Origin of the sequence: Pseudomonas sp. MYb60 (assembly GCF_002979555.1) — a bacterium.
Classification (GTDB): domain Bacteria; phylum Pseudomonadota; class Gammaproteobacteria; order Pseudomonadales; family Pseudomonadaceae; genus Aquipseudomonas.
Window position 1 is genome coordinate 54,533 of record NZ_PCOZ01000008.1, and the last position, 23,151, is coordinate 77,683.

The following is a 23,151-nucleotide window of genomic DNA, read 5'->3' on the forward strand; positions in this document are numbered from 1 at the left end:
GGGTCACGGGCGTGCTTCGCGCGCCCTGCCACTCCACCCCGGCGTCGGTTGTACCACCAGCACCAGGCCAGAAAACCCTAGCACAAGATAGCTGAATAGCTGCCAGCGCAACGCTTCCGGCAGCCAGACATGCACGATGCAAAACATTGCACACGCATACAGCGCCATCAACAGCAGTTGGCCGCGAATATCCCGCCATAGACTCCCCAGGCCTTCAGCCTTGATCAGCACCAGCGCCTGAAGCGTCACGCACACCGCTGCAAAACCCACCAGCAATGCACTCAGTAATCCATCGATCTCGTCGATCAACAACGGCGCGAGACCAATCAGGCCCAGCGCCGGCAATACACCTAGGTGCAGCAACCACAGGCCGCCCACCCAAAACATCTGGGCAAGCTGCCACAGCATGGCGCCCGCATAAAGCGGGCGCCGCCGTTCAGACGTGACGAACTTCAACAATCTCGTACTCGATTACACCGCTCGGGGTTTTAACGGCGACTACGTCACCCTCTTCCTTCCCGATCAAGGCGCGTGCCAGGGGCGAGCCGACCGAAATCTTGCCAAGTTTGAAGTCAGCTTCATCCTCACCCACGATGTGGTAAGTCACGCTTTCATCAGTCTCGACATTGGCGATTTCAACGGTAGTGCCGAAGATCACTTTTCCGGTATGAGGAATGGTCGTGACATCAATGATGACCTGATTCTGGATCCGGCCCTCAATGTCACGAATGCGCGCCTCAACCATACCCTGCTGCTCACGCGCAGCGTGGTATTCGGCGTTTTCCTTCAAGTCACCCAACTCACGGGCCGTACCGATGTCCTGGCTCAGCTTCGGACGGACGACCTTGGTCAGGTGGGCGTGCTCCTCTTCCAGGGCTTTGGCGCCCTGGACGGTCATGGGGTACTTGATCATGCCTTCAATCCTGCGTGTAGATCCTGCAAGCGACGCACGGTCTTTTCCGGACCGAACTTGAGCGCTTCGCAGATGGCTTCGCCTGCAGCAATGGTGGTGGTGCAATAGATCTTGTGCTGCAGGGCGTTACGACGGATGGAGTAGGAGTCCGCAATCGACTGGCGACCTTCGGTGGTGTTGATGATCAAGGTGACTTCGTCATTCTTGATCATGTCGACCACGTGCGGACGGCCTTCCGTCACCTTGTTCACGCGACGCACTTTCAGGCCGGCAGCCTCGATCAGCTTGGCGGTCCCGGCAGTCGCCACGACTTCGAAGCCCAAGTTGATCAGATCACGGGCAACGCCTGCAACCAGTGGCTTGTCGTCATCACGCACGCTGATGAACGCAGTACCACCGGTCGGCAGCACTTCGCTGGCACCCATCTGGGCTTTGGCAAACGCTTCGCCGAAGGTATCGCCCACGCCCATCACTTCACCGGTGGACTTCATCTCTGGGCCCAGGATCGGGTCCACACCAGGGAATTTGGCGAATGGGAACACCGCCTCTTTCACGCTGTAGAAGTTTGGAATGATTTCCTTGGTGAAACCGATTTCCTTCAGGGTTTTACCGGCCATCACGCGGGCAGCGATCATGGCCAGGGAAACACCGATGCACTTGGATACAAATGGCACGGTACGCGAAGCACGCGGGTTGACTTCGATGACGTAGATGTCTTCGCCTTGCAGCGCCAACTGAACGTTCATCAGGCCAACCACGCCCAGCTCCAGGGCCATTTTCTTGACCTGTTCGCGCATCTCGTCCTGGATGTGCGCCGGCAGCGAGTACGGTGGCAGCGAGCACGCGGAGTCACCGGAGTGAACGCCCGCCTGTTCGATGTGCTGCATGATCGCGCCGATCACCACGTCGGTGCCGTCGCAGACAGCGTCCACGTCCATTTCAATGGCGCAGTTGAGGAAGTGGTCCAGCAGCACCGGGCTGTCGTTGGACACTTTCACCGCGTCACGCAGGTAACGCTTGAGCTCTTCTTCTTCGTAGACGATTTCCATCGCACGGCCGCCCAATACGTAGGACGGACGCACCACCAGCGGGTAGCCAATCTTGCTGGCTGCACGGATGGCTTCGTCTTCGCTGCGCACGGTGGCGTTTGGCGGCTGACGCAGGTTCAGGCGCTCAACCATTTGCTGGAAGCGCTCACGGTCTTCGGCACGGTCGATGGCGTCCGGGCTGGTGCCGATGATCGGCACGCCGGCGGCTTCAAGGGCACGCGCCAGTTTCAACGGAGTTTGGCCGCCGTACTGGACGATCACGCCTTTTGGCTTCTCGACGCGCACGATTTCCAGCACGTCTTCCAGGGTTACTGGTTCGAAGTACAGGCGATCGGAGGTGTCGTAGTCAGTGGAAACCGTTTCCGGGTTGCAGTTGACCATGATGGTCTCGTACCCGTCTTCGCGCAGGGCGAGAGCGGCGTGTACGCAGCAGTAGTCAAACTCGATGCCCTGGCCGATACGGTTTGGACCGCCGCCCAGGATCATGATCTTGTCGCGACCCGACGGCGCCGCTTCGCACTCTTCCTCATAGGTGGAGTACAGGTAGGCGGTGTCGGTGGAAAACTCGGCCGCGCAGGTGTCAACACGCTTGTAGACCGGGAAAATATCCAGCTTGTGGCGATGGGTACGCAGGTTCTTCTCGGTCACACCCAGCAACTTGGCCAGGCGCTGGTCGGAGAAGCCTTTGCGCTTGAGACGGAACATCATGTCGCGGTCGATGCTGGCCAGACCCAGGGTCTTGACCTTCTCTTCTTCCTTGATCAGATCTTCGATCTGTACCAGGAACCACGGGTCGATCATGTTCATGCCGAAGATGTCTTCGACGCTCAAACCGGCGCGGAAGGCGTCAGCCACGTACCAGATGCGCTCGGCGCCCGGCACGGTCAGCTCGCGCTTGAGCACGCTCATGCTTTCCGGGTTGCTCAGGTCGAGCTTCTCGTCCAGGCCGCACACACCGACTTCCAGGCCGCGCAGGGCTTTCTGCAGGGATTCCTGGAAGGTACGGCCGATGGCCATGACTTCACCCACGGATTTCATCTGGGTGGTCAGGCGCGCGTCAGCCTTGGCGAACTTCTCGAAGGCAAAACGTGGCAGCTTGGTAACGACGTAGTCGATGGACGGCTCGAACGACGCCGGGGTCTTGCCGCCAGTGATGTCGTTCGACAGTTCGTCCAGGGTGTAACCCACAGCCAGTTTGGCCGCGACCTTGGCGATCGGGAAACCGGTGGCTTTCGAGGCCAGGGCCGACGAACGGGAAACACGCGGGTTCATCTCGATCACGACCATGCGGCCGGTGTTCGGGCAGATACCGAACTGAACGTTGGAACCGCCGGTTTCCACGCCGATCTCGCGCAGTACCGCCAGGGAGGCGTTACGCAGGATCTGGTATTCCTTGTCGGTCAGAGTCTGTGCTGGAGCCACGGTGATCGAGTCACCGGTGTGCACGCCCATCGGGTCAAAGTTTTCGATGGAGCAGACGATGATGCAGTTGTCCTTCTTATCGCGGACAACCTCCATCTCGTATTCTTTCCAGCCGATCAGGGATTCGTCGATCAGCAGCTCTTTGGTCGGCGACAAGTCGAGACCACGGGCGCAGATTTCTTCGAACTCTTCACGGTTGTACGCAATACCGCCACCGGTGCCGCCCATGGTGAAGGACGGACGGATGATGCATGGGAAGCCCAGGGTCTCGAGGACCGCGTTGGCTTCTTCCATGGTGTGGGCGATACCGGAACGCGGGCACGCCAGGCCGATGGACTTCATGGCCTTGTCGAAACGCGAACGGTCTTCAGCCTTGTCGATGGTGTCGGCGTTGGCACCGATCATCTCTACGCCGAACTTTTCCAGGACGCCTTCGCGCTCCAGGTCGAGGGCGCAGTTCAGGGCGGTCTGGCCACCCATGGTCGGCAACAGCGCGTCCGGACGCTCTTTCTCGATGATCTTGGCAACGGTCTGCCACTTGATCGGCTCGATGTAGGTGGCGTCGGCCATGGCCGGGTCGGTCATGATGGTGGCCGGGTTGGAGTTCACCAGAATGACGCGGTAACCCTCTTCGCGCAGGGCCTTGCAGGCCTGGGCGCCGGAGTAGTCGAATTCGCAGGCCTGGCCGATCACGATCGGGCCAGCGCCGAGAATCAGGATGCTTTTTATGTCTGTACGTTTTGGCATGGGTTTGTCACTCAAATCCGCAGGTCAGTCGGCAAGCCGTCTTGAACAATCTTTGATGAGCCTGCGGGGGCCACCGACACTCGGGGCCGCCCGCAGGCCGCTCAGTCAGCGTCGCTTGGCCATCTCATTGATGAAACGGTCGAACAGCGGCGCTACGTCGTTCGGGCCCGGGCTCGCTTCAGGGTGGCCCTGGAAGCTGAACGCGCTCTTGTCGGTGCGCTCGATGCCTTGCAGGGAACCGTCGAACAGCGACTTGTGGATAGCGCGCACGTTGCTCGGCAACGTCGCTTCATCCACCGCAAAACCGTGGTTCTGGCTCGTGATCATGACGACGCCGGTGTCCAGGTCCTGCACAGGGTGGTTGGCACCGTGATGGCCGTGACCCATTTTCAGGGTCTTGGCGCCGGAGGCCAGGGCCAGCAGCTGGTGACCGAGGCAGATACCGAAGACCGGGATCTCGGTTTCCAGCACATCCTTGATCGCCTGGATGGCGTAGTCGCACGGCTCAGGGTCGCCCGGGCCGTTGGACAGGAACACGCCGTCCGGTTGCAGGGCGAGCACGTCGCTGGCAGGGGTTTGTGCCGGCACCACGGTGACGCGGCAGCCGCGCTCTACCAGCATGCGCAGGATGTTGTACTTGACGCCGTAGTCGTAGGCCACGACGTGGTACGGCAGGTCAGCTACCTCGAGGGTCGCATGGCTGTCGGTCTTGAGGTCCCAGACAGTGGAGCGCCACTCGTACTTCTCTTTGACGCTGACAACTTTCGCCAGGTCCATGCCTTTCAGGCCAGGGAAACCTTGCGCTGCGGCAATCGCCGCCTCTTCGGAAATATTGTCACCGACCATGATGCAACCGTTCTGCGAGCCTTTTTCACGCAGGATGCGCGTGAGACGGCGCGTATCGATACCGGCGATTGCCACAACATTGTTGGCTTTCAGGTAATCGGACAGCGACATCGTGTTACGCCAGTTGCTCGCAACCAGTGGCAGGTCACGAATCACCAGACCGGCCGACCAGACACGATCCGACTCGACGTCTTCCGGTGTAGTACCGGTGTTGCCGATGTGTGGATACGTCAGGGTAACGATCTGTTGGGCGTAGGAAGGATCGGTAAGGATTTCCTGATAGCCGGTCATGGCAGTGTTAAACACTACCTCTCCAACGGTCTGACCGTCGGCTCCAATGGCTTCGCCGCGAAAAATGCTGCCATCAGCAAGGGCGAGTATGGCTGGCTTAGTCAAGAAGACCTCCCGTAAATAAAGCCTGAAAGGGCGATCGCAGGTGTAAAAAAGCGGAGTGACGTATGGACACGTCACTCCGCTTATTCACTGAATTATTCTGCGCGCTTTTAGTGAACACACTAAAGCTGTAGCTTACAGAAAAAGGCTTTTTTGGTCCACCGCTAATGAGCCTTAAAGGCATGGGAATGCGACAGGGCGTCGCTTAGCGGCTAAAAACGGGGCCTAAGCATAGGCTTGAGGCCCGGTTTTATCTACATGTCAGTGCAGATCAAGCACATCGCGCATGTCATACAGGCCCGGCTCGCGACCTTCCAACCAGAGCGCGGCACGTACCGCGCCCTTGGCAAATGTCATGCGACTGGAAGCCTTGTGCGTGATTTCCAGCCGCTCGCCTTCGGTGGCGAACAACACAGTGTGATCACCCACGACATCACCACCGCGCACGGTCGCAAAGCCAATGGTGTCACGCGCACGCTCACCGGTATGACCTTCACGACCGTACACGGCCACCTTCGACAGGTCTCGACCCAGCGCATCGGCAATCGCCTCACCCATACGCAGTGCAGTGCCTGACGGCGCATCGATTTTGTGGCGGTGATGCGTCTCGATGATTTCGATATCGGCCTCATCGCCCAGCACACGCGCCGCCAGATCCAGCAACTTGAGCGAGAGGTTGACCCCGACGCTGAAGTTGGCGGCGAAGACCACAGGAATGTCCTTGCCCGCCTCCACCAGCAACTGCTTCTGTTCTGCACTCAAGCCCGTGGTGCCGATCACCATGGCCTTGCCCGCCTTGCGGCAAAAGGCCAGATTCTTGAGCATCACGTCCGGCAGGGTGAAATCGATCAACACATCGAACTCGTCAGCGACCTTTTCCAGGCTGCCCGTCAATGAGACACCGATACGCCCCAGCGAAGCCAACTCACCGGCATCCGCGCCGATCAACGTGCTGCCCGGACGAACGATCGCCGCCGTCAGCCCGGAGGCCGGCGAGCGCTGCTGCACCGCTTCGACCAGCGTCTTGCCCATGCGCCCGGCAGCGCCCATCACGGCTATACGTCGCATACTCATTCCTTACAGATCGCCGAAGAAACGCTTCACGCCATCGAAAAAGCCCGTGGTCTTTGGCGAGTGAGAGTTGTCACCCTCCAATGAATTACGGAACTCTTCAAGCAACTCGCGCTGACGACGGTCCAGATTGACCGGCGTCTCAACCGCCACGCGACACATCAGGTCGCCGGCTCCGCCACCGCGCACTGGCGCGACGCCCTTGCCACGGATACGGAACTGCTTGCCGGTCTGCGTGCCTTCAGGGATCTTGAGTTTGACTCGACCATCGAGGGTCGGAATCTCAATCTCGCCGCCCAGCGCCGCATCAACAAAACTGATCGGCACTTCACAGAACAGGTGCTTGCCGTCGCGCTGGAAGATCGAGTGCTCGCGCACATTGATCACCACGTACAGGTCGCCCGTAGGACCACCCTGAGTACCCGCCTCGCCCTCGCCCGACAGACGAATGCGGTCACCGGTATCAACGCCCGCCGGCACTTTCACCGACAGCGTCTTGTACTCTTCGACACGGCCTTCGCCGTGGCAGGAATCGCACGGGTCGGAAATGATCTTGCCCTGGCCATGACAGCGCGGGCAGGTCTGCTGCACCGAGAAGAAACCCTGCTGCATCCGGACCTGACCGATACCGCCACACGTCGGGCAGGTGATCGGCGAGGAGCCCTTCTTGGCACCCGAGCCGTCGCACGGCTTGCAATTGACCAACGTCGGCACACGAATGTTGACACTGGTACCGCGCACCGCCTCTTCCAGGTTCAGCTCAAGGGTGTAGCGCAGGTCACTGCCACGCTGGGCACCACCACGCTGACCACCCCGACCACCGCCGAAAAAGTCGCTGAACACGTCGCCGAAAATATCGGAGAAATTCTGACCGCCAAAACCTGCACCGCCGCCACCCATGCTCGGGTCGACACCGGCATGGCCATACTGGTCGTAGGCCGCACGCTTATTGGGATCAGACAGGCATTCGTAGGCCTCATTGGCCTCTTTGAACAATTCTTCGGATTCTTTGCTATCCGGATTACGGTCCGGGTGGTGCTTCATTGCCAGGCGACGGTAGGCCTTTTTCAGGTCCGCCTCACTGGAGCCGCGCTCCACACCCAACACTTCGTAATAGTCACGCTTTGCCATAAGTCTTTGCACTCTTAAGGACGTTCAGCCAGACCCTCCTGAGCCCCGCCAAACTCGTTGAGCCCCAATACAGGCCCGGACCCAACTCACGTCAATTCAACGATCCTGGTCATTACTACTTTTAGCCAGGTACCCGGCCAAAAATGCGGTATTTACTGCTCGGAAAGCAGGAGCATTCCCGATCACACCGCCAGCATCCGAACCTTGTCGCATGCTGTAAAAATTCGCATACCCCAGACACGCCAACGCGGGAGCAAGCTCCCGCGCGGCGACATCCTACCAGTCACCGCTTGATAGCGGTCAACCGGGCGACCAACTTACTTCTGGTCTTTGACTTCTTCGAACTCGGCATCGACAACGTCGTCGTGCTTGGCTTCAGGCTCTGCCTGTTGCGCTGCACCCTCAGCTGGCTGACCTTGCTCGGCGTACATTTTCTGAGCAACTGGCGCGGACACTTTCGACAGCTCCTCAACCTTGGCGTCGATGGCGGCCTTGTCGTCGCCTTTGATGGCGGCTTCCAGGGCGACCACGGCAGCTTCGATTGCGGTCTTCTCTTCCTCAGTCACTTTGTCGCCAGCGTCCGCGACCATTTTGCGTGTCGAGTGAACCAGGGCGTCGCCTTGGTTACGCGCACCCGCCAGCTCGGCAAACTTCGCGTCTGCATCGGCGTTGGCTTCAGCATCACGAATCATCTGTTGAATTTCTTCATCAGACAGACCGGAGTTGGCCTTGATCGTGATCTTCTGCTCTTTGCCAGTGGCCTTGTCCTTCGCACCTACGTGCAGGATGCCGTTGGCGTCGATGTCGAAGGTCACTTCGATTTGTGGCACGCCACGAGGTGCTGGTGGAATCTCGGCCAGGTCGAACTTGCCCAGGGACTTGTTCTGAGCAGCCTGCTTACGCTCACCTTGCAGCACGTGAATAGTCACAGCGCCCTGGTTGTCGTCGGCAGTCGAGAACACTTGCGATTTCTTGGTAGGAATCGTGGTGTTTTTCTCGATCAGCGCAGTCATCACACCGCCCATGGTTTCGATACCCAGGGTCAGCGGGCTTACGTCCAGCAGCAACACGTCCTTCACGTCACCGGCCAATACCGCGCCCTGGATGGCAGCACCCATGGCGACCGCTTCGTCCGGGTTCACGTCTTTACGTGCTTCCTTGCCGAAGAACTCGGTGACTTTCTGCTGTACCAGCGGCATACGGGTCTGGCCGCCGACCAGGATCACGTCATTGATGGCGCTGATGTCGATACCGGCGTCTTTCAATGCAATGCGGCAAGGCTCGATGGTGCGCTGAACCAGGTCTTCAACCAGCGATTCCAACTTGGCGCGAGAAACTTTCACGTTCAAGTGCTTAGGACCGGTGGCGTCTGCAGTGATGTACGGCAGGTTCACGTCGGTCGAATTGCTGGACGACAGTTCGATCTTGGCTTTTTCAGCGGCTTCTTTCAGGCGCTGCATCGCCAGCGGGTCACCCTTGAGGTTCATGCCGCTTTCTTTCTTGAATTCGTCGACGAGGTAGTCGATCAGACGAATGTCAAAGTCTTCACCGCCCAGGAACGTGTCACCGTTGGTGGCCAACACTTCGAACTGGTGCTCGCCGTCAACTTCAGCGATCTCGATCACGGAAACGTCGAACGTACCGCCACCCAGGTCATAAACGATCACGGTGTGGTCGCCTTTGGCCTTGTCCATACCGTAAGCCAGAGCGGCGGCGGTAGGCTCGTTGATGATACGTTTTACGTCCAGGCCCGCGATGCGGCCGGCGTCTTTGGTCGCCTGACGCTGGCTGTCGTTGAAGTAAGCCGGAACGGTGATGACCGCTTCAGTCACTGCTTCGCCCAGGTAGTCTTCGGCAGTCTTCTTCATCTTTTTCAAGACTTCAGCCGAGATCTGTGGAGCGGACATTTTCTGGCCGTTCACTTCGACCCAAGCGTCACCGTTGTCAGCCTTGGCGATCTTGTACGGGACCATCTTGATGTCTTTTTGTACGACTTCTTCGTCGAACTTACGACCGATCAGACGCTTTACCGCGTACAGGGTGTTGTGCGGGTTGGTTACAGCCTGGCGCTTGGCCGACTGACCGACGAGGATTTCACCGTCGTTGGCGTAAGCGATGATCGACGGCGTAGTACGCGCGCCTTCGGCGTTCTCGATAACTTTAGCTTTGCCGTTTTCCAGAATGGAGACACAGGAGTTGGTGGTCCCCAGGTCGATACCGATAATTTTGCCCATGATTTACTCTCCCGAAACTTGAATTTGGTTGCCGCAGCAGTGGTGGCTAACTGCGGTAGCACTTAAACGCTTGACTTATAGATGGGGGCCTTGCGGCGGATTTCAAGCCTGCTCATCAATAGAAGGCGAAACCGGTGCAGGCACCTTGCTCACCACGACCATCGCAGGGCGCAGCAAGCGACCGTTGAGCAGGTAACCTTTCTGGAACGTCTTCAACACGCTGTTGGGTTCCAGGTCAGCGCTTTCCTGCATCGCCATGGCCTGGTGATGCTCAGCGTTGAACGGTTCGCCGCCTTGTGGATCGATCGCTTCCAACTGATAACGCTTCAGGGTGTCCTGGAACATTTTCAGGGTCAGCTCGATCCCTTCGCGCATTGGGCGGATGTTTTCATCCTCCGGGTTGGACAATTCAAGGCCACGCTCGAGGCTGTCGATGATCGGCAGCAGGTCATTGGCGAATTTTTCCAACGCGAATTTATGCGCCTTTTCTACGTCCTGCTCGGCACGGCGGCGGACGTTCTGCAGATCGGCGGCAACACGCAAAGACTGATCCTGCGCAGCAGCCAACTGCTCTTCGAGCACTTGCACACGAGTTGCCAGTTCGTCACCGACAGCCGAATGGGCGTCTGGAGTTTGCGTATCCTGCGTCTGTTCGTCAGCCATGGTTTTCTCCTTTCAAAATCATGCGCGAACTCAACTCGCGCTTCTGTTCCGGTATATGGGGCCACAATTTCCAGGTTCAAGGGCGCAGGCAAGACCATAAGTCATTCGACTGGGGTTCATCATTTCCTTCGCATTCATACCCGGCCGCGCTAAAAAAAATCGGAATGCAAGCAAATCGACCTAAGCGCCAGGATTGTCAGCCACAAACAAAACACTGTATAAATAACCAGACCTAAAGCCTGGGAGCGCCCGTCATGCTCGTGCACCTGTCCGTACACAATTACGCCATCGTTGAACATCTGGATCTCGAACTGGATCGCGGGATGAGCGTAATCACAGGCGAAACCGGCGCCGGCAAGTCGATCATGCTTGACGCTTTGGGCCTGACCCTGGGCGATCGCGCCGACAGCGGCGTCGTGCGCCCCGGCGCGGACAAGGCTGACATCCTGGCCACCTTCGACCTGGCAGACATCCCCGAGGCTGAAGCCTGGCTGGCTGAACGCGACCTTAATAATGAAGGCCCCTGCATCCTCCGCCGGGTCATCACTGCCGAAGGGCGCTCCCGCGGCTATATCAATGGAACGCCTTGCCCCCTTGGCGACCTCAAGGCCCTGGGTGAATTGCTGATCGACATCCACAGCCAGCATGAACACCAGTCCCTGCTGAAAACCGATACTCACCGCCGCCTGCTCGATGAATACGCCGGGGCCACCGACCTGGCTCGCCAGGTACAGCTTGCCGCCCAACGCTGGCGCCAGACCCGCCAGGAGCTGGAACGCCTGTCCAACTCGGGTGACGAGCAGCGCGCCCGTCACCAACTGCTCAGCTACCAGTTGGAAGAACTGGAAAGCCTGGGCCTGGGCGAAACCGAGCTGGAACAGCTTGAACAGGAACACAAGAATCTCACCAATGCCGAAACCCTTCTGGGTATCTGCCGGCAAGTCGTCGAGCAATGCAGCGAGAGCGATTCCGGCAACGTGCTCAACGCACTGACTGCCAGCCTCAATCGCCTGTCCAGCGTCACCACCGCCTCGGGCTCCCTGAGTGAAGCCACCACGCTGCTGACCAGCGCGCAGATCCAGGTGGAAGAAGCCGTTGGCGAACTGAATCGGTTCCTGGATCACTTTGATGCCGATCCGGCACGCCTGCAGGAAATAGAAGAACGCCTGGACACTATCTATACCTTGGCGCGCAAGCACCGCATCCAGCCCACCGAAGTCGCCACGATGCAGCAAAAACTGCTGGATGAGATCGAGACGCTGAACGCCAACGACGAATCCATCGAGCGCCTGGGTGAGGAGCTGGCTTCTTTCGCCCGCCATTACCAGGAGAAAGCCCGCGAGCTGAGTGACCTCCGCCAGCACGCTGCAACCGGACTGGCCTGCGCCGTCGAGTTGGAGATTCAGCGGCTGGGCATGCCTGGCGGTCGCTTCACCATTGAACTGCGCCCCAATGCGAGCAACGAACTGCAGCCTCACGGCCTGGAACAGGTAGAACTATTGGTCAGCGCCAACCCCGGGCAACCGCTCAAGGCGCTGGCGAAAGTGGCGTCGGGCGGCGAGCTGTCACGTATCAGCCTGGCGATCCAGGTGATCACCGCACAGACCTCTCGCGTACCCACGCTGGTGTTCGACGAAGTTGACGTGGGGATCGGTGGGCCGACGGCAGAAATTGTTGGCCAATTGTTGCGACGCCTGGGGGACAGAGGCCAGGTGCTTACGGTCACGCACTTGCCACAAGTCGCAGCTCAAGGGCATCAACACTTGTTTGTACACAAGGTACGCGGCAGTGATGCAACCCACACGGCCGTCTCCAAGCTGAACAAGTCGGAACGCGTTGAAGAAGTGGCGCGGATGCTGGGGGGTATCGATTTGACCAAGGAGTCGTTGGCACACGCCAAGAAAATGGTCGTGGCGGCGAAGGCTTAACCGGTAATTCAGCCGGTTTTGAAAAACACGAAGGCGGCCCTAGGGCCGCCTTCGTTGGTTTTGCAAAGCAAATCTGTGTCGATTTTACTTTTTCTTACGCACGTAAAGAACCAGGTTGTGATCCGCCAACTCGTAACCGTGCTCCTCGGCGATCGTCTTTTGGAGACGTTCGATTTCCGGGTTGGTGAACTCGATAACCTGACCCGTTTCCACATCAACCATGTGGTCGTGGTGGCCGCCATCAGCCAATTCAAACACCGCGTGACCGCCGTCGAAATTATGACGAACCACCAGCCCTGCGGCTTCAAACTGGGTCAGCACTCGATAAACAGTAGCCAGGCCGACATCTTCACTCGCCTCCATCAGTGCCTTGTAGACATCCTCGGCACTCATGTGGCGCTGCTCGGCAGAATCGAGCATTTGTAGAATCTTGACTCGTGGCAGAGTCACTTTAAGACCGGCTTTGCGTAGTTCGCTATTTTCAACCATGGTTAGCTTTCTCGCGGATGCTGCTTCGCAGCTTCTCTTAATACGGGTATGATCGGCGTTTACGTTGTCCCAGCCAAGATAGTGGAAGTCGCCCACCGATGCAAAACACCAAGCTCTTGCTAACCAGTTTCACCTTTGTGGGACTGCTCGCACTCGCCGGTTGTTCATTCCCCGGGGTTTACAAAATCGACATCCAGCAGGGCAATGTCGTCACGCAGGACATGATAGACCAGTTACGCCCCGGAATGACCCGACGGCAAGTACGGTTTATCATGGGTAACCCCCTGCTGACCGACACTTTCCATGCTGATCGCTGGGATTATCTCTACAGCATCCAGCCTGGTGGCGGTGAACGCCAGCAGGAACGCGTCAGCGTCATTTTCAATGGCAATGACCAGCTTGTGAGCTTGTCTGGCGACTTCATGCCCGGCGTCAGCCGTGATGAGGCCCTCCTCGGCAAGGACAACGGCACCAACGTGACTGCGCCAGCGCAGGACAGCGAGCAGCCGAAATCCGAAGTGCCGGCCAAGCCCGGCTCTTTGCTCGACAGGATCCAGAAAGACGTCGACGGCGTGGAAACAGTGCCGGTCCCGACACCAGAGCCTCTGGACACCAGCCCGCAGTAACATTGCGTCGCTCAACAAAAAGCCCGGCATGCCGGGCTTTTTGTTGCCTGCCATTTGGCAACCTTAGTGACGCTGCTGCTTGGCCAACGCGGCCTTTGCCGCACGCAGCCTGCGCACTTCTTTGGGGTCGGCCAGCAATGGGCGGTAAATCTCAATGCGATCACCTGCCTGTACAGTCCGCTCTTCAGGATCCGCGACGACCTTGCCGAATATCCCCAAAGGGCAGCTAGCCACATCGAGCTCCGGAAATTGCGTTGCCATGCCTGATGCCTGCACCGCAGCACGCAGGCTGGTACCCGCAGGCACCTTCACCGTCAGCAACAACTGGCGATCGACGGCCGCATACACCACTTCAATCTCAACCATGCAATTGTTTGGCACGCTGGCAGAATGCATCCACCAGCGTATTGGCCGCCTGATTGAACAAAGGCCCCAAGGTGGCGCGCACGATGGGCCCGGCGTAATCAAAGGACAGGTCCAGGCTGATCTTGCAGGCTTTATCCGTCAGCGCCTTGAACACCCATACGCCATGCAGTTGGGTGAACGGCCCTTCCTGAAGATTCATTTCAATGGACTTCCCTGGCACCAGCACATTTCGCGTTACAAAGTGCTGGCTCAAGCCACCCTTTGCCACACCCACACTGGCAACCATATGCTCGTCACTGCTTTCCAGAACGTCGGACGTTGAGCACCAAGGCAGGAATTCCGGATAACGCGCCACGTCGTTGACCAGATCATAGAGCGCCTGTGCCGGGTAAGGCAGCAGCGCTGAACGTTGAATATGCGTCGTCATGTGTGCGTTATTTCCACTGCTGAGGCAAACATCGCGGAAAAACAGCCCAATCCGCGAAAGAAAAAAAGCAAAGAACAGCCCGTATTGTCCGGGATTCATCCAACACGCTCAAGCACGCAGGTTGACCGTAGCCGACACGCTCGCAACTCCCTATAATGCCGCCCCTATGGCTAAACAAAAGAAACACCCTACAGGGACCATCGCGCAAAATAAAAAGGCGCGACACGATTACTTCATCGAGCATCGTTTCGAGGCTGGTCTGGTCCTGGCCGGCTGGGAAGTAAAGAGTCTGCGCGCCAGCAAGCTGCAGCTGGTCGACAGCTATGTGCTGCTCAAGGATGGCGAGGCCTGGCTGCTCGGCAGTCATATCACCCCGCTGACCACCGCGAGCACCCACGTGATTGCCGACCCGGTGCGCACGCGCAAGCTGCTGCTCAATGCCCGCGAAATCGACAAGCTTGCCGCGGCCGTACAGCAGAAGGGCTATGCCTGCGTCTGCCTGTCCTGGTATTGGAGCAAGCACCTGGTCAAATGCGAGATCGCCTTGGGCAAGGGCAAGAAGGAATACGACAAGCGTGATACCGAGCGCGAGCGCGATTCCAACCGTGAACTGCACCGCGCCGTCCGCAACAAGGGCAAGGAAGACTAACTCCTGCTGCGATGTAGCCCTGGGAACACACCCTCGGCTACGTCCCCTTGCGCCGCTCCGCACGCGCCACGCGCTGAACCTCCTGACGCACTTCCTCCAACACTTCCTGCACATACAGCAGGTGACGTGTTGAAACCTCCCGAGCCTGCTCGGCCCTCCCCTCGATAATCGCCAGGTACAGATCCCGATGCTGGTTGATCAGCATGTCGCGGGTTTCCGTGCGTTGCTGGTACATGCCACCGATGTTAGTCACCACGTTGCGCTTGAGCAGGTCGAACAGGCCACGAATGGTATGCAGCAACACTGCGTTATGACTGGCTTCAGCGATAGCCAAGTGGAAACGCGCATCCGCAGCGCCCTCCTCCGCCCGGCTCACCTCATCAGACCGGGTGTAACAATCTTGCAGCGCTTCGAATGCAGCGGTCAGCCGTTCGCGATCAACCTCAGTTGCACGCAAAGCGGCGTAATACGCGCAGGACGCCTCAAGGGTCTGACGGAACTCCAGCAAATCGCGCTGGGCTTCCGGGTTGTTTTCCAGCAAATGCAGCAGCGGATCGCTGAATGTCGAGCCCAGAGATTCGGCCACATAATTGCCTCCCCCCTGGCGACTGACCAGCAAGCCTTTGGCCGCCAGCTTCTGGATCGCTTCCCGCAACGAGGGGCGCGACACGCCAAATTGCTCAGCCAATGCGCGTTCGGCCGGCAAACGTTCGCCTGACTTCAACGTGCCCTCGAGAATCATGCCCTCGAGCTGCTCGACGATATCGTCAGACAAACGGCGCTGACGCACCTGATCAAACCCCATAGCTCACTCTCCACCATCCCGACCACCCGCCGGGCCCTCTATTCTCGCCGATCACGGCTCGCACGACACCTATCAGAACGTCTTCGTTTTATCCGTTCAGCACGAGCACCTCGCCCGCCTACGACCAACGTTTTGCGGGCGGCAAATTGACACACCCCTATGAAGGCTTTTAACCTAGCCACCAGCGACTGTAAATTGGTAATACCAATTATCCAAGTCGACTTAGCACTGCCTGACCAACAACAATTAGGGGCCACCCCACATGCAAACCTGGCAACAGCTCTACAGCCCGCTCGGCAGCCTCGGCCTGTCCGCACTGGCCGCCGTTATCCCGATCGTATTCTTCTTCCTGGCCCTGGCCGTGTTCCGCCTCAAAGGCCACGTGGCAGGCAGCATTACATTGGCACTGTCTATCCTGGTGGCGATCTTTGCCTTCCAGATGCCGGTAGACATGGCATTCGCCGCCGCAGGCTACGGCTTTGCCTATGGCCTCTGGCCGATTGCGTGGATCATCGTCGCGGCAGTGTTCCTCTACAAACTGACCGTCAAGAGCGGCCAGTTCGAAGTCATTCGCAGCTCGGTGCTGTCGATCACCGACGACCAACGCCTGCAAGTGCTGCTGATCGGCTTCTGCTTCGGCGCCTTCCTGGAAGGCGCTGCTGGCTTCGGTGCGCCGGTTGCGATCACTGCCGCCTTGCTCGTAGGCCTGGGTTTCAACCCGCTGTACGCCGCTGGCTTGTGCCTGATCGCCAATACCGCACCAGTGGCTTTCGGCGCGCTGGGCATTCCGATCATCGTGGCGGGACAGGTGACCGGCATCGACGCGTTCAAGATCGGCGCCATGACAGGCCGCCAATTGCCGCTGCTTTCGCTGTTCGTCCCGTTCTGGCTGGTGTTCATGATGGACGGCCTGCGCGGCGTGCGCGAAACCTGGCCGGCCGCGCTGGTGGCGGGACTGAGCTTTGCCGTTACCCAATACTTCACGTCCAACTTCATCGGCCCGGAGCTGCCGGACATCACCTCGGCTCTGGCCAGCCTGATTTCCCTGACCCTGTTCCTGAAGGTCTGGCAACCCAGGCGCACCGCAGGCGCCCAGATTGCAGGCGCCACCTCCGGCGTGGCGATTACTGGCAGCGCCGGTGGCTTCGGCTTGCCGCGCAACACCGTCGTATCGCCGTACAGCCTGGGTCAGATTTTCAAAGCCTGGTCCCCGTTCCTGATCCTCACTGTGCTGGTCACGATCTGGACCCTCAAGCCGTTCAAGGCAATGTTCGCCGCCGGCGGCTCGATGTACAGCTGGGTATTCAACTTCGCGATTCCACACCTGGACCAACTGGTGGTCAAGGTGGCGCCAATTGTCACCAACCCTACCGCGATCCCGGCCGTGTTCAAGCTGGACCCGATTTCAGCAACGGGTACCGCGATTTTCTTCTCGGCGCTGATATCCATGCTGGTGCTGAAGATCGATATCAAAACAGGTCTTACCACTTTGAAAGAGACCTTTTATGAGTTGCGCTGGCCGATCTTGTCCATCGGTATGGTGCTGGCGTTCGCCTTTGTCACCAACTACTCCGGCATGTCGTCGACCATGGCCCTGGTATTGGCGGGCACGGGTGCAGCGTTCCCGTTCTTCTCACCATTCCTCGGTTGGCTGGGGGTTTTCCTGACAGGTTCCGATACGTCTTCCAACGCCTTGTTCAGCTCGCTGCAGGCCACCACCGCGCATCAGATCGGTGTGAATGACACCTTGCTGGTGGCTGCGAACACCAGCGGCGGCGTCACCGGCAAGATGATCTCGCCCCAATCGATCGCCGTGGCTTGCGCGGCCACGGGCCTGGTGGGCAAGGAGTCCGACCTGTTCCGCTTCACCCTCAAGCACAGCCTGTTCTTCGCCACCATCGTGGGCCTGATTACCCTGGCCCAGGCCTACTGGTTCACCGGTATGCTGGTGCACTGAGACGTGCTCGCCACAAAGTAAGAATCGACGCCGGACAATGCGTCCGGCGTCAGCTATTTCTGGAGGACCGATGAGCCTGCCTGCTGCTTTCCTACGTGACGTCGCACAACTGATTCCGAAAGATCGGCGGTTCGACGATCCTCTTTCCACCCTCGCATTCGGCACTGACGCCAGCTTTTACCGACTGATCCCACAGTGGGTGATCCGCGTGGAGTCGGAAGACGAGGTGGTGTCCCTGCTGCAACTGGCCCAGCGCGACCGGGTCCCCGTGACCTTTCGTGCGGCGGGTACCAGCCTGTCCGGACAAGCCATCAGCGATTCGGTCCTGATCGTGCTGGGGGATAATTGGAACGGTCGAGAGATTCGTGGCCAAGGCACGCAAATCCGCCTGCAGCCTGGCGTGATCGGTGCCCAGGCCAATGCCTGGCTGGCGCCATTTGGGCGCAAGATCGGTCCCGACCCGGCATCGATCAATGCCTGCAAGATCGGCGGCATCGTCGCCAACAACGCCAGCGGCATGTGCTGCGGCACCGCACAAAACACCTATCACACCCTGGCAGGCATCCGCCTGGTGCTTGCCGACGGCAGCCGCGTGGACACCGAAGAGGCGGCGAGCGTCGCGGCGTTTCGTCAGCAACACGGCGCACTGCTCGAACGCCTGGCAGAACTGGGACGAGAGACGCGGGCAAATTCCGAACTGGCAGCAAAGATCCGGCATAAATACCGTCTGAAAAATACCACCGGCCTGTCACTCAATGCCCTGGTGGATTTCGATGAGCCGCTGGACATCCTCAGCCACTTGCTCGTGGGCTCGGAGGGCACCCTGGGGTTCATCAGTGCGGTCACTTACGACACGGTGGTCGACCATCCCAACAAGGCGTCTGCGCTGATCGTATTTCCAGACGTAGAGACCTGCTGCACCGCCGTCACCGTATTGAAAACCCAACCGGTCTCGGCCGTTGAGTTGCTGGACCGACGCAGCATGCGCTCGGTACAGGACAAACCAGGCATGCCCGCATTCGTACAACATCTGTCGGAAAATGCCTGCGCACTGTTGATCGAATCCCGCGCAGCATCGACCTCCTTGCTGCATGAGCAACTGGCGCTGATCATGGCGTCTCTCGCGCAATTTCCGGTGGAAAAACAAGTCGATTTTACCGAGGACCCGGTGGAGAACGCCCGCCTGTGGGCGATCCGCAAAGACACCTTCCCCGCCGTTGGCGCGGTGCGTCAAACCGGCACCACGGTAATCATCGAAGACGTGACGTTCCCGGTGGAACAACTGGCAATCGGCGTCAACCGGCTGATCGCGCTATTCGACAAACATCACTACGACGAGGCGATCCTTTTCGGACACGCGCTGGAAGGCAATCTGCACTTCGTGTTCACCCAAGGCTTCAACAGCGCGGAAGAAGTCGCACGCTACCAGGCGTTCATGGACGACGTGGCGCAGTTGGTCGCCGTGGAGTTCGGCGGCTCACTCAAGGCCGAACACGGTACTGGCCGCAACATGGCACCCTTCGTTGAGCTGGAATGGGGCAGCGATGCCTATCAGCTCATGTGGCAACTCAAGCACCTGCTCGACCCCAACGGCATTCTTAACCCGGATGTGGTGCTCAGCCGCGACCCGCAGATCCACCTCAAGCACCTCAAGCCGTTGCCCGCCGCCGATGAGATTGTGGACAAGTGCATCGAGTGCGGGTTCTGCGAACCAGTGTGCCCATCGAAAGGCCTCACATTGAGCCCCCGCCAGCGCATCGTGATCTGGCGCGATATCCAGGCCAAACAGCGCGCGGGTGTCGACACGACCGAACTGGAAGCCGCCTACCACTATCAAGGTATCGACACCTGCGCCGCCACCGGCCTGTGCGCACAGCGCTGCCCTGTAGGAATCAACACCGGCGACCTGGTGAAAAAGCTGCGAAGCCGTGAAGCCGACCGTCCGAAAACCGCCGACTGGCTTGCCTCCCATTTCTCCACGGCACTGCAAGGCGCTCGTTTCACCCTGCATGTTGCCAACGGTGCCCGCATGCTGCTGGGCGCACCGCGACTGGCGAAGCTGTCGGCCACCGTGACCCGGTTGTCCAAGGGGCAGATCCCGCAGTGGAGCAACGCGATGCCCCAGCCGGAAAAAGCCATCCGCTTCAGCCCGCCCGTGACCGATGAACGACCTCGCGTGGTGTACCTCGCAGCCTGCGTCTCACGCGCCATGGGCCCCGCGGCCGGCGATAAGGAGCAAATGTCGCTGTACGATAAAACCCGTGGCCTGCTGAAAAAAGCCGGCTATCAGGTGGTGTTCCCGGACAATCAGGACAGCCTGTGCTGTGGCCAGCCATTTGCCTCAAAGGGCTACGCCGAACAGGCCGAGCACAAGCGCCAGGAACTCATCGGCGCCTTGCTCCACGCCAGCCGTGGCGGCCTCGACCCGATCTACTGCGACACCAGCCCGTGCACCCTGCGCCTGGTGCAGGACCTCGGCGAAACGCGCCTGGACTTCTACGACCCGGTTCGCTTCATCCGCACTCACCTGATGGACCGCCTCGACTTCACGCCCCAGGACGCGCCCATCGCCGTACACGTCACCTGTAGCACCCAGCACCTCGGTGAAAGCCAGGCATTGATCGACCTCGCCCGACGCTGTTCGAACAACGTGGTCATCCCGGAAGGTATCCACTGCTGCGGCTTCGCCGGCGACAAAGGCTTCACCACGCCGGAGCTTAACGCCCACTCACTGCGCTCCCTAAAGAATGCGGTGCAACATTGCAGCGAAGGCATCTCCACCAGCCGCACCTGCGAGATCGGCTTGAGCCAGCATGGCGGCATTGATTACCACGGGTTGGTCTACCTCGTGGACCGCGTCACCCAGGCCCGCGCGCATTAATCCGGCAAAAAAACCGAACCCCTGCGCGCTGGCGCAGTCATCTGCATAGGCCTCGGCGAACGAGGCTCATCAGTGATGTCGCTGGCTGCCTTTGAACGCCAGCAGCGTCGAGCCCTTTTTGCAAGGAGATACCCTATGAAGCGTTCCGCTCTTGCTGGCTTGTTCATTACCGCTGCGATGCTGGCTTCCCCTGCCTTTGCTGCGGGCGACAAAGACCTGTGCCAGATCAACCTGGACAAAATCAACAACGGCAAAGCGTTGCTCGCCACCGATACCACCGGTAAAAGCGGCGAAATAGACACCGCGGTGTCCTCGGCCAAAGCAGCCCACGCCGCAGGTGATGACAAGAAGTGCATCGAGATCACCTCCAAGGCCCTGCAAGACCTGCAGAACAGCGACAAAGGCGGCCAATAACCGCGCCAGTCACGCAAGGCCAAGCTTCGGGTTGGCCTTCCGTGACGGTTTGGCGTACACTGCACAGGCTTGTCACTCACTAAGAAACAACGAGTTACAAGCACGGGGCCGTTTAGGATTCGACGCCGGTTGCGAAACTTTAGGTGCATGCCGAGTTGGTAACAGAACTCGTAAATCCACTGTTGCAACTTCTTATAGTTGCCAATGACGAAAACTACGGCCAGGAATTCGCTCTCGCTGCGTAAGCAGCCTTAGCCCTGAGCTTCTGGTACCTTCGGGTCCAGCAATCACCAGGGGATGTCTGTAAACCCAAAGTGATTGTCATATAGAACAGAATCGCCGTGCAGTACGTTGTGGACGAAGCGGCTAAAACTTACACAACTCGCCCAAAGCACCCTGCCCTTCGGGTCGCTGAGGGTTAACTTAATAGAAACGGCTACGCATGTAGTACCGACAGCGGAGTACTGGCGGACGGGGGTTCAAATCCCCCCGGCTCCACCAAGTTTTCATCTAAAGACGTCCACGGACGTCTTTTTTTGTGCCTGAAATCTAGTAAATACAGGGGTTTAGAGTCTACGAGCGTCCACCAGCATCCGTGACTATCTACGATTTCGTGTATTCCAAGTGGTATTCCAAGCCCTCACCTGCTATTTTTTGGAATACATAAACAGCACTGGAATACACCATGGGGGCCCAAGCCACGCGCCTTTCAGACCTAAAAGTCAAAGCCGCGAAGCCAAAGGAAAAGGACTACATACTCACCGACGGCAACGGCCTTCAGATGCGAGTGAGAATCAATGGCTCAAAGCTATGGAATTTCAACTACATCCAACCCGTGACGAAAAAGCGGATAAATATGGGATTGGGCACCTTCCCTGAGGTAAGTCTGGCTCAAGCACGCAAGAGAACCGTGGAAGCGAGAGAGCTCGTCGCCCAGGGGCTGGACCCTAAAGAGAAACGCGACGCCGAGCGGCACGCGAAAAAAGCAGCCACGGAACACACTTTCGAAAATATCTCGGCAGCATGGTTCGAGCTCAAAAAGGATTCAGTTACCCCTGCATACGCCGAGGATATTTGGCGCTCCCTCACGCTGCATGTCTTCCCTGATCTGGCCACCACCCCAATCTCTGCTATCACTGCCCCGAAAGTCATAAATTTGCTGCGCCCCCTCGAGACGAAGGGCAGTCTCGAAACCGTTAAACGTCTAACCCAACGCCTCAATGAGATCATGACCTATGGTGTCAATTCGGGATTGATTCACGCGAATCCGCTCAGTGGAATTCGCTCCGTCTTCAAAAAGCCCAAAAAGAAAAACATGGCGGCCCTTGCGCCCGATGAGCTGAAAGAGCTCATGGTGGAAATTGCCAATGCCAGCATAAAAAGAACTACACGCTGCCTAATTGAGTGGCAACTTCACACCATGACTCGGCCAGCCGAGGCTGCCACTTCCCGCTGGGCTGATATCGACTTCGAAAAGAAGATCTGGACTATACCGGCGGAGCGCATGAAGAAACGTCGGATACACATCATTCCTCTCACGGAGCAGGCTCTGTCGCTCTTGGAAGCGATTAAACCCTACAGTGGACACCGGGAGTATGTCTTCCCCGCAGACCGGAACCCTCGCACCCACTGCAACAGCCAGACAGCCAACATGGCGCTGAAGCGCATGGGCTTCGAAGGGCGCCTGGTAAGCCATGGCATGCGCTCAATGGCTAGCACCATCCTCAACGAGCACGGCTGGGATCCTGAGTTGATCGAGGTGGCGCTTGCCCATGTGGACAAGGACGAGGTTCGCAGCGCCTACAATCGCGCGGACTATATCGAACGCAGACGCCCCATGATGATCTGGTGGAGCGAGCATATTCAGGCGGCAGCGACTGGAAACCTTTCCGTGTCGGCAGTACACGAGAGTAGGGACAGAAAAGTTGTTCCGATACGCTGATCTACCGGCCAAGAGCGGCCTGTGGTCGGCGTAATGGCGCTGGCCATGATCAAATGAAGATTCGGCCAAGAGCGGCCATGATTACATATGCCTCCCCAACATCCGAACTAAGCCCATCCGCCCTCCAGCAGGTGATGGAGGGCCGAACGTGAGAAGCTGGACACGATCCATGCGCAATTGGCGGCCGCTTCTTGAGGT

The 23,151-nt window shown here is 58.7% G+C and carries 19 protein-coding genes and 1 other RNA gene; 8 read left to right on the forward strand and 12 right to left on the reverse strand.

Annotated elements, in window-relative coordinates:
* Positions 1 to 3: 3 nt before the first annotated feature.
* The 8 genes from CQ041_RS15345 to grpE form a co-directional block, all read right to left on the reverse strand.
* The gene (locus CQ041_RS15345; RefSeq protein ID WP_105523286.1) at positions 4 to 408 is read right to left on the reverse strand and encodes an MFS transporter; all 405 of its coding nucleotides are present in this window, start codon (positions 406 to 408) and stop codon (positions 4 to 6) included.
* A 28-nt stretch (positions 409 to 436) separates the two neighbouring features.
* Positions 437 to 913, reverse strand: a complete 477-nt coding sequence (gene greA / locus CQ041_RS15350; RefSeq protein ID WP_105523287.1) for a transcription elongation factor GreA — start codon at positions 911 to 913, stop codon at positions 437 to 439.
* Positions 910 to 4,131: a carbamoyl-phosphate synthase large subunit gene (gene carB, locus CQ041_RS15355; RefSeq protein ID WP_105523288.1), complete on the reverse strand. Its 3,222-nt coding sequence runs from the start codon at positions 4,129 to 4,131 to the stop codon at positions 910 to 912. Before carB ends, greA begins: the two co-directional genes overlap by 4 nt.
* Positions 4,132 to 4,236: 105 nt before the next feature.
* Entirely contained in the window at positions 4,237 to 5,373 is a 1,137-nt protein-coding gene (carA, locus tag CQ041_RS15360) for a glutamine-hydrolyzing carbamoyl-phosphate synthase small subunit (protein ID WP_105523289.1), read from the reverse strand.
* 258 nt (positions 5,374 to 5,631) lie between these two features.
* Positions 5,632 to 6,438, reverse strand: a complete 807-nt coding sequence (dapB, locus tag CQ041_RS15365) for a 4-hydroxy-tetrahydrodipicolinate reductase (protein WP_105523290.1) — start codon at positions 6,436 to 6,438, stop codon at positions 5,632 to 5,634.
* A gap of 9 nt (positions 6,439 to 6,447) precedes the next feature.
* Complete coding sequence (gene dnaJ / locus CQ041_RS15370; RefSeq protein ID WP_105523291.1) at positions 6,448 to 7,572, reverse strand: molecular chaperone DnaJ; 1,125 nt, start codon at positions 7,570 to 7,572, stop codon at positions 6,448 to 6,450.
* Positions 7,573 to 7,889: 317 nt separating this feature from the next.
* Positions 7,890 to 9,806, reverse strand: coding sequence for a molecular chaperone DnaK (gene dnaK, locus CQ041_RS15375; protein ID WP_105523292.1), 1,917 nt, complete (start codon positions 9,804 to 9,806; stop codon positions 7,890 to 7,892).
* 102 nt (positions 9,807 to 9,908) lie between these two features.
* A complete protein-coding gene (gene grpE, locus CQ041_RS15380) occupies positions 9,909 to 10,469 on the reverse strand; it encodes a nucleotide exchange factor GrpE (RefSeq protein ID WP_105523293.1) in 561 nt (186 codons plus the stop codon).
* A 254-nt stretch (positions 10,470 to 10,723) separates the two neighbouring features.
* Here grpE and recN point away from each other — a divergent pair, with 254 nt between their 5' ends.
* Positions 10,724 to 12,397 (forward strand): DNA repair protein RecN, encoded by a 1,674-nt coding sequence (gene recN / locus CQ041_RS15385; protein ID WP_105523294.1) that lies wholly within the window; start codon positions 10,724 to 10,726, stop codon positions 12,395 to 12,397.
* An 84-nt stretch (positions 12,398 to 12,481) separates the two neighbouring features.
* Here recN and fur read toward each other — a convergent pair whose 3' ends face one another.
* Positions 12,482 to 12,886 (reverse strand): ferric iron uptake transcriptional regulator, encoded by a 405-nt coding sequence (gene fur, locus CQ041_RS15390; RefSeq protein ID WP_105523505.1) that lies wholly within the window; start codon positions 12,884 to 12,886, stop codon positions 12,482 to 12,484.
* 98 nt (positions 12,887 to 12,984) lie between these two features.
* Between fur and CQ041_RS15395 the strand changes: the two genes are divergently transcribed.
* Positions 12,985 to 13,512: an outer membrane protein assembly factor BamE gene (locus tag CQ041_RS15395; RefSeq protein WP_105523295.1), complete on the forward strand. Its 528-nt coding sequence runs from the start codon at positions 12,985 to 12,987 to the stop codon at positions 13,510 to 13,512.
* A gap of 63 nt (positions 13,513 to 13,575) precedes the next feature.
* Here CQ041_RS15395 and CQ041_RS15400 read toward each other — a convergent pair whose 3' ends face one another.
* Together CQ041_RS15400 and CQ041_RS15405 are read right to left on the reverse strand one after the other, a co-directional pair.
* Positions 13,576 to 13,878 (reverse strand): RnfH family protein, encoded by a 303-nt coding sequence (locus CQ041_RS15400; RefSeq protein WP_105523296.1) that lies wholly within the window; start codon positions 13,876 to 13,878, stop codon positions 13,576 to 13,578.
* Positions 13,871 to 14,305: a type II toxin-antitoxin system RatA family toxin gene (locus CQ041_RS15405; protein ID WP_105523297.1), complete on the reverse strand. Its 435-nt coding sequence runs from the start codon at positions 14,303 to 14,305 to the stop codon at positions 13,871 to 13,873. The genes CQ041_RS15400 and CQ041_RS15405 overlap by 8 nt, the downstream gene beginning before the upstream one ends.
* Before the next feature lie 166 nt (positions 14,306 to 14,471).
* On the opposite strand from CQ041_RS15405, the gene smpB reads away from it, so the two are divergent.
* Positions 14,472 to 14,954, forward strand: coding sequence for an SsrA-binding protein SmpB (gene smpB / locus CQ041_RS15410; protein ID WP_025857098.1), 483 nt, complete (start codon positions 14,472 to 14,474; stop codon positions 14,952 to 14,954).
* A 37-nt stretch (positions 14,955 to 14,991) separates the two neighbouring features.
* Here the strand turns inward: smpB and CQ041_RS15415 are convergent, their stop codons facing one another.
* The gene (locus CQ041_RS15415; protein WP_105523298.1) at positions 14,992 to 15,759 is read right to left on the reverse strand and encodes a GntR family transcriptional regulator; all 768 of its coding nucleotides are present in this window, start codon (positions 15,757 to 15,759) and stop codon (positions 14,992 to 14,994) included.
* A 262-nt stretch (positions 15,760 to 16,021) separates the two neighbouring features.
* On the opposite strand from CQ041_RS15415, the gene CQ041_RS15420 reads away from it, so the two are divergent.
* The 5 genes from CQ041_RS15420 to CQ041_RS15440 all read left to right on the forward strand — a co-directional run bounded on the left by CQ041_RS15420 (position 16,022) and on the right by CQ041_RS15440 (position 22,953).
* Entirely contained in the window at positions 16,022 to 17,716 is a 1,695-nt protein-coding gene (locus tag CQ041_RS15420) for a lactate permease LctP family transporter (protein ID WP_105523299.1), read from the forward strand.
* A gap of 70 nt (positions 17,717 to 17,786) precedes the next feature.
* Positions 17,787 to 20,597, forward strand: a complete 2,811-nt coding sequence (locus CQ041_RS15425; RefSeq protein ID WP_105523300.1) for an FAD-binding and (Fe-S)-binding domain-containing protein — start codon at positions 17,787 to 17,789, stop codon at positions 20,595 to 20,597.
* A gap of 135 nt (positions 20,598 to 20,732) precedes the next feature.
* Positions 20,733 to 21,011 carry a hypothetical protein gene (locus CQ041_RS15430; protein ID WP_105523301.1) on the forward strand — a complete coding sequence of 93 codons (279 nt, stop codon included), beginning with the start codon at positions 20,733 to 20,735 and terminating at the stop codon, positions 21,009 to 21,011.
* Between the two features lie 104 nt (positions 21,012 to 21,115).
* Positions 21,116 to 21,512, forward strand: a transfer-messenger RNA (tmRNA) gene (gene ssrA / locus CQ041_RS15435).
* Between the two features lie 184 nt (positions 21,513 to 21,696).
* A complete protein-coding gene (locus tag CQ041_RS15440) occupies positions 21,697 to 22,953 on the forward strand; it encodes an integrase domain-containing protein (protein ID WP_105523302.1) in 1,257 nt (418 codons plus the stop codon).
* Positions 22,954 to 23,151: the final 198 nt, after the last annotated feature.

Coding starts and splice junctions, on each gene's coding strand:
- CQ041_RS15345 (WP_105523286.1), bottom strand. CDS start 408: ATGCTGTGGCAGCTTGCCCAGATGTTTTGGGTGGGCGGCCTGTGGTTG.
- greA (WP_105523287.1), bottom strand. CDS start 913: ATGATCAAGTACCCCATGACCGTCCAGGGCGCCAAAGCCCTGGAAGAG.
- carB (WP_105523288.1), bottom strand. CDS start 4,131: ATGCCAAAACGTACAGACATAAAAAGCATCCTGATTCTCGGCGCTGGC.
- dapB (WP_105523290.1), bottom strand. CDS start 6,438: ATGCGACGTATAGCCGTGATGGGCGCTGCCGGGCGCATGGGCAAGACG.
- dnaJ (WP_105523291.1), bottom strand. CDS start 7,572: ATGGCAAAGCGTGACTATTACGAAGTGTTGGGTGTGGAGCGCGGCTCC.
- dnaK (WP_105523292.1), bottom strand. CDS start 9,806: ATGGGCAAAATTATCGGTATCGACCTGGGGACCACCAACTCCTGTGTC.
- grpE (WP_105523293.1), bottom strand. CDS start 10,469: ATGGCTGACGAACAGACGCAGGATACGCAAACTCCAGACGCCCATTCG.
- recN (WP_105523294.1), top strand. CDS start 10,724: ATGCTCGTGCACCTGTCCGTACACAATTACGCCATCGTTGAACATCTG.
- fur (WP_105523505.1), bottom strand. CDS start 12,886: ATGGTTGAAAATAGCGAACTACGCAAAGCCGGTCTTAAAGTGACTCTG.
- CQ041_RS15395 (WP_105523295.1), top strand. CDS start 12,985: ATGCAAAACACCAAGCTCTTGCTAACCAGTTTCACCTTTGTGGGACTG.
- CQ041_RS15400 (WP_105523296.1), bottom strand. CDS start 13,878: ATGGTTGAGATTGAAGTGGTGTATGCGGCCGTCGATCGCCAGTTGTTG.
- CQ041_RS15405 (WP_105523297.1), bottom strand. CDS start 14,305: ATGACGACGCATATTCAACGTTCAGCGCTGCTGCCTTACCCGGCACAG.
- smpB (WP_025857098.1), top strand. CDS start 14,472: ATGGCTAAACAAAAGAAACACCCTACAGGGACCATCGCGCAAAATAAA.
- CQ041_RS15415 (WP_105523298.1), bottom strand. CDS start 15,759: ATGGGGTTTGATCAGGTGCGTCAGCGCCGTTTGTCTGACGATATCGTC.
- CQ041_RS15420 (WP_105523299.1), top strand. CDS start 16,022: ATGCAAACCTGGCAACAGCTCTACAGCCCGCTCGGCAGCCTCGGCCTG.
- CQ041_RS15425 (WP_105523300.1), top strand. CDS start 17,787: ATGAGCCTGCCTGCTGCTTTCCTACGTGACGTCGCACAACTGATTCCG.
- CQ041_RS15430 (WP_105523301.1), top strand. CDS start 20,733: ATGAAGCGTTCCGCTCTTGCTGGCTTGTTCATTACCGCTGCGATGCTG.
- CQ041_RS15440 (WP_105523302.1), top strand. CDS start 21,697: ATGGGGGCCCAAGCCACGCGCCTTTCAGACCTAAAAGTCAAAGCCGCG.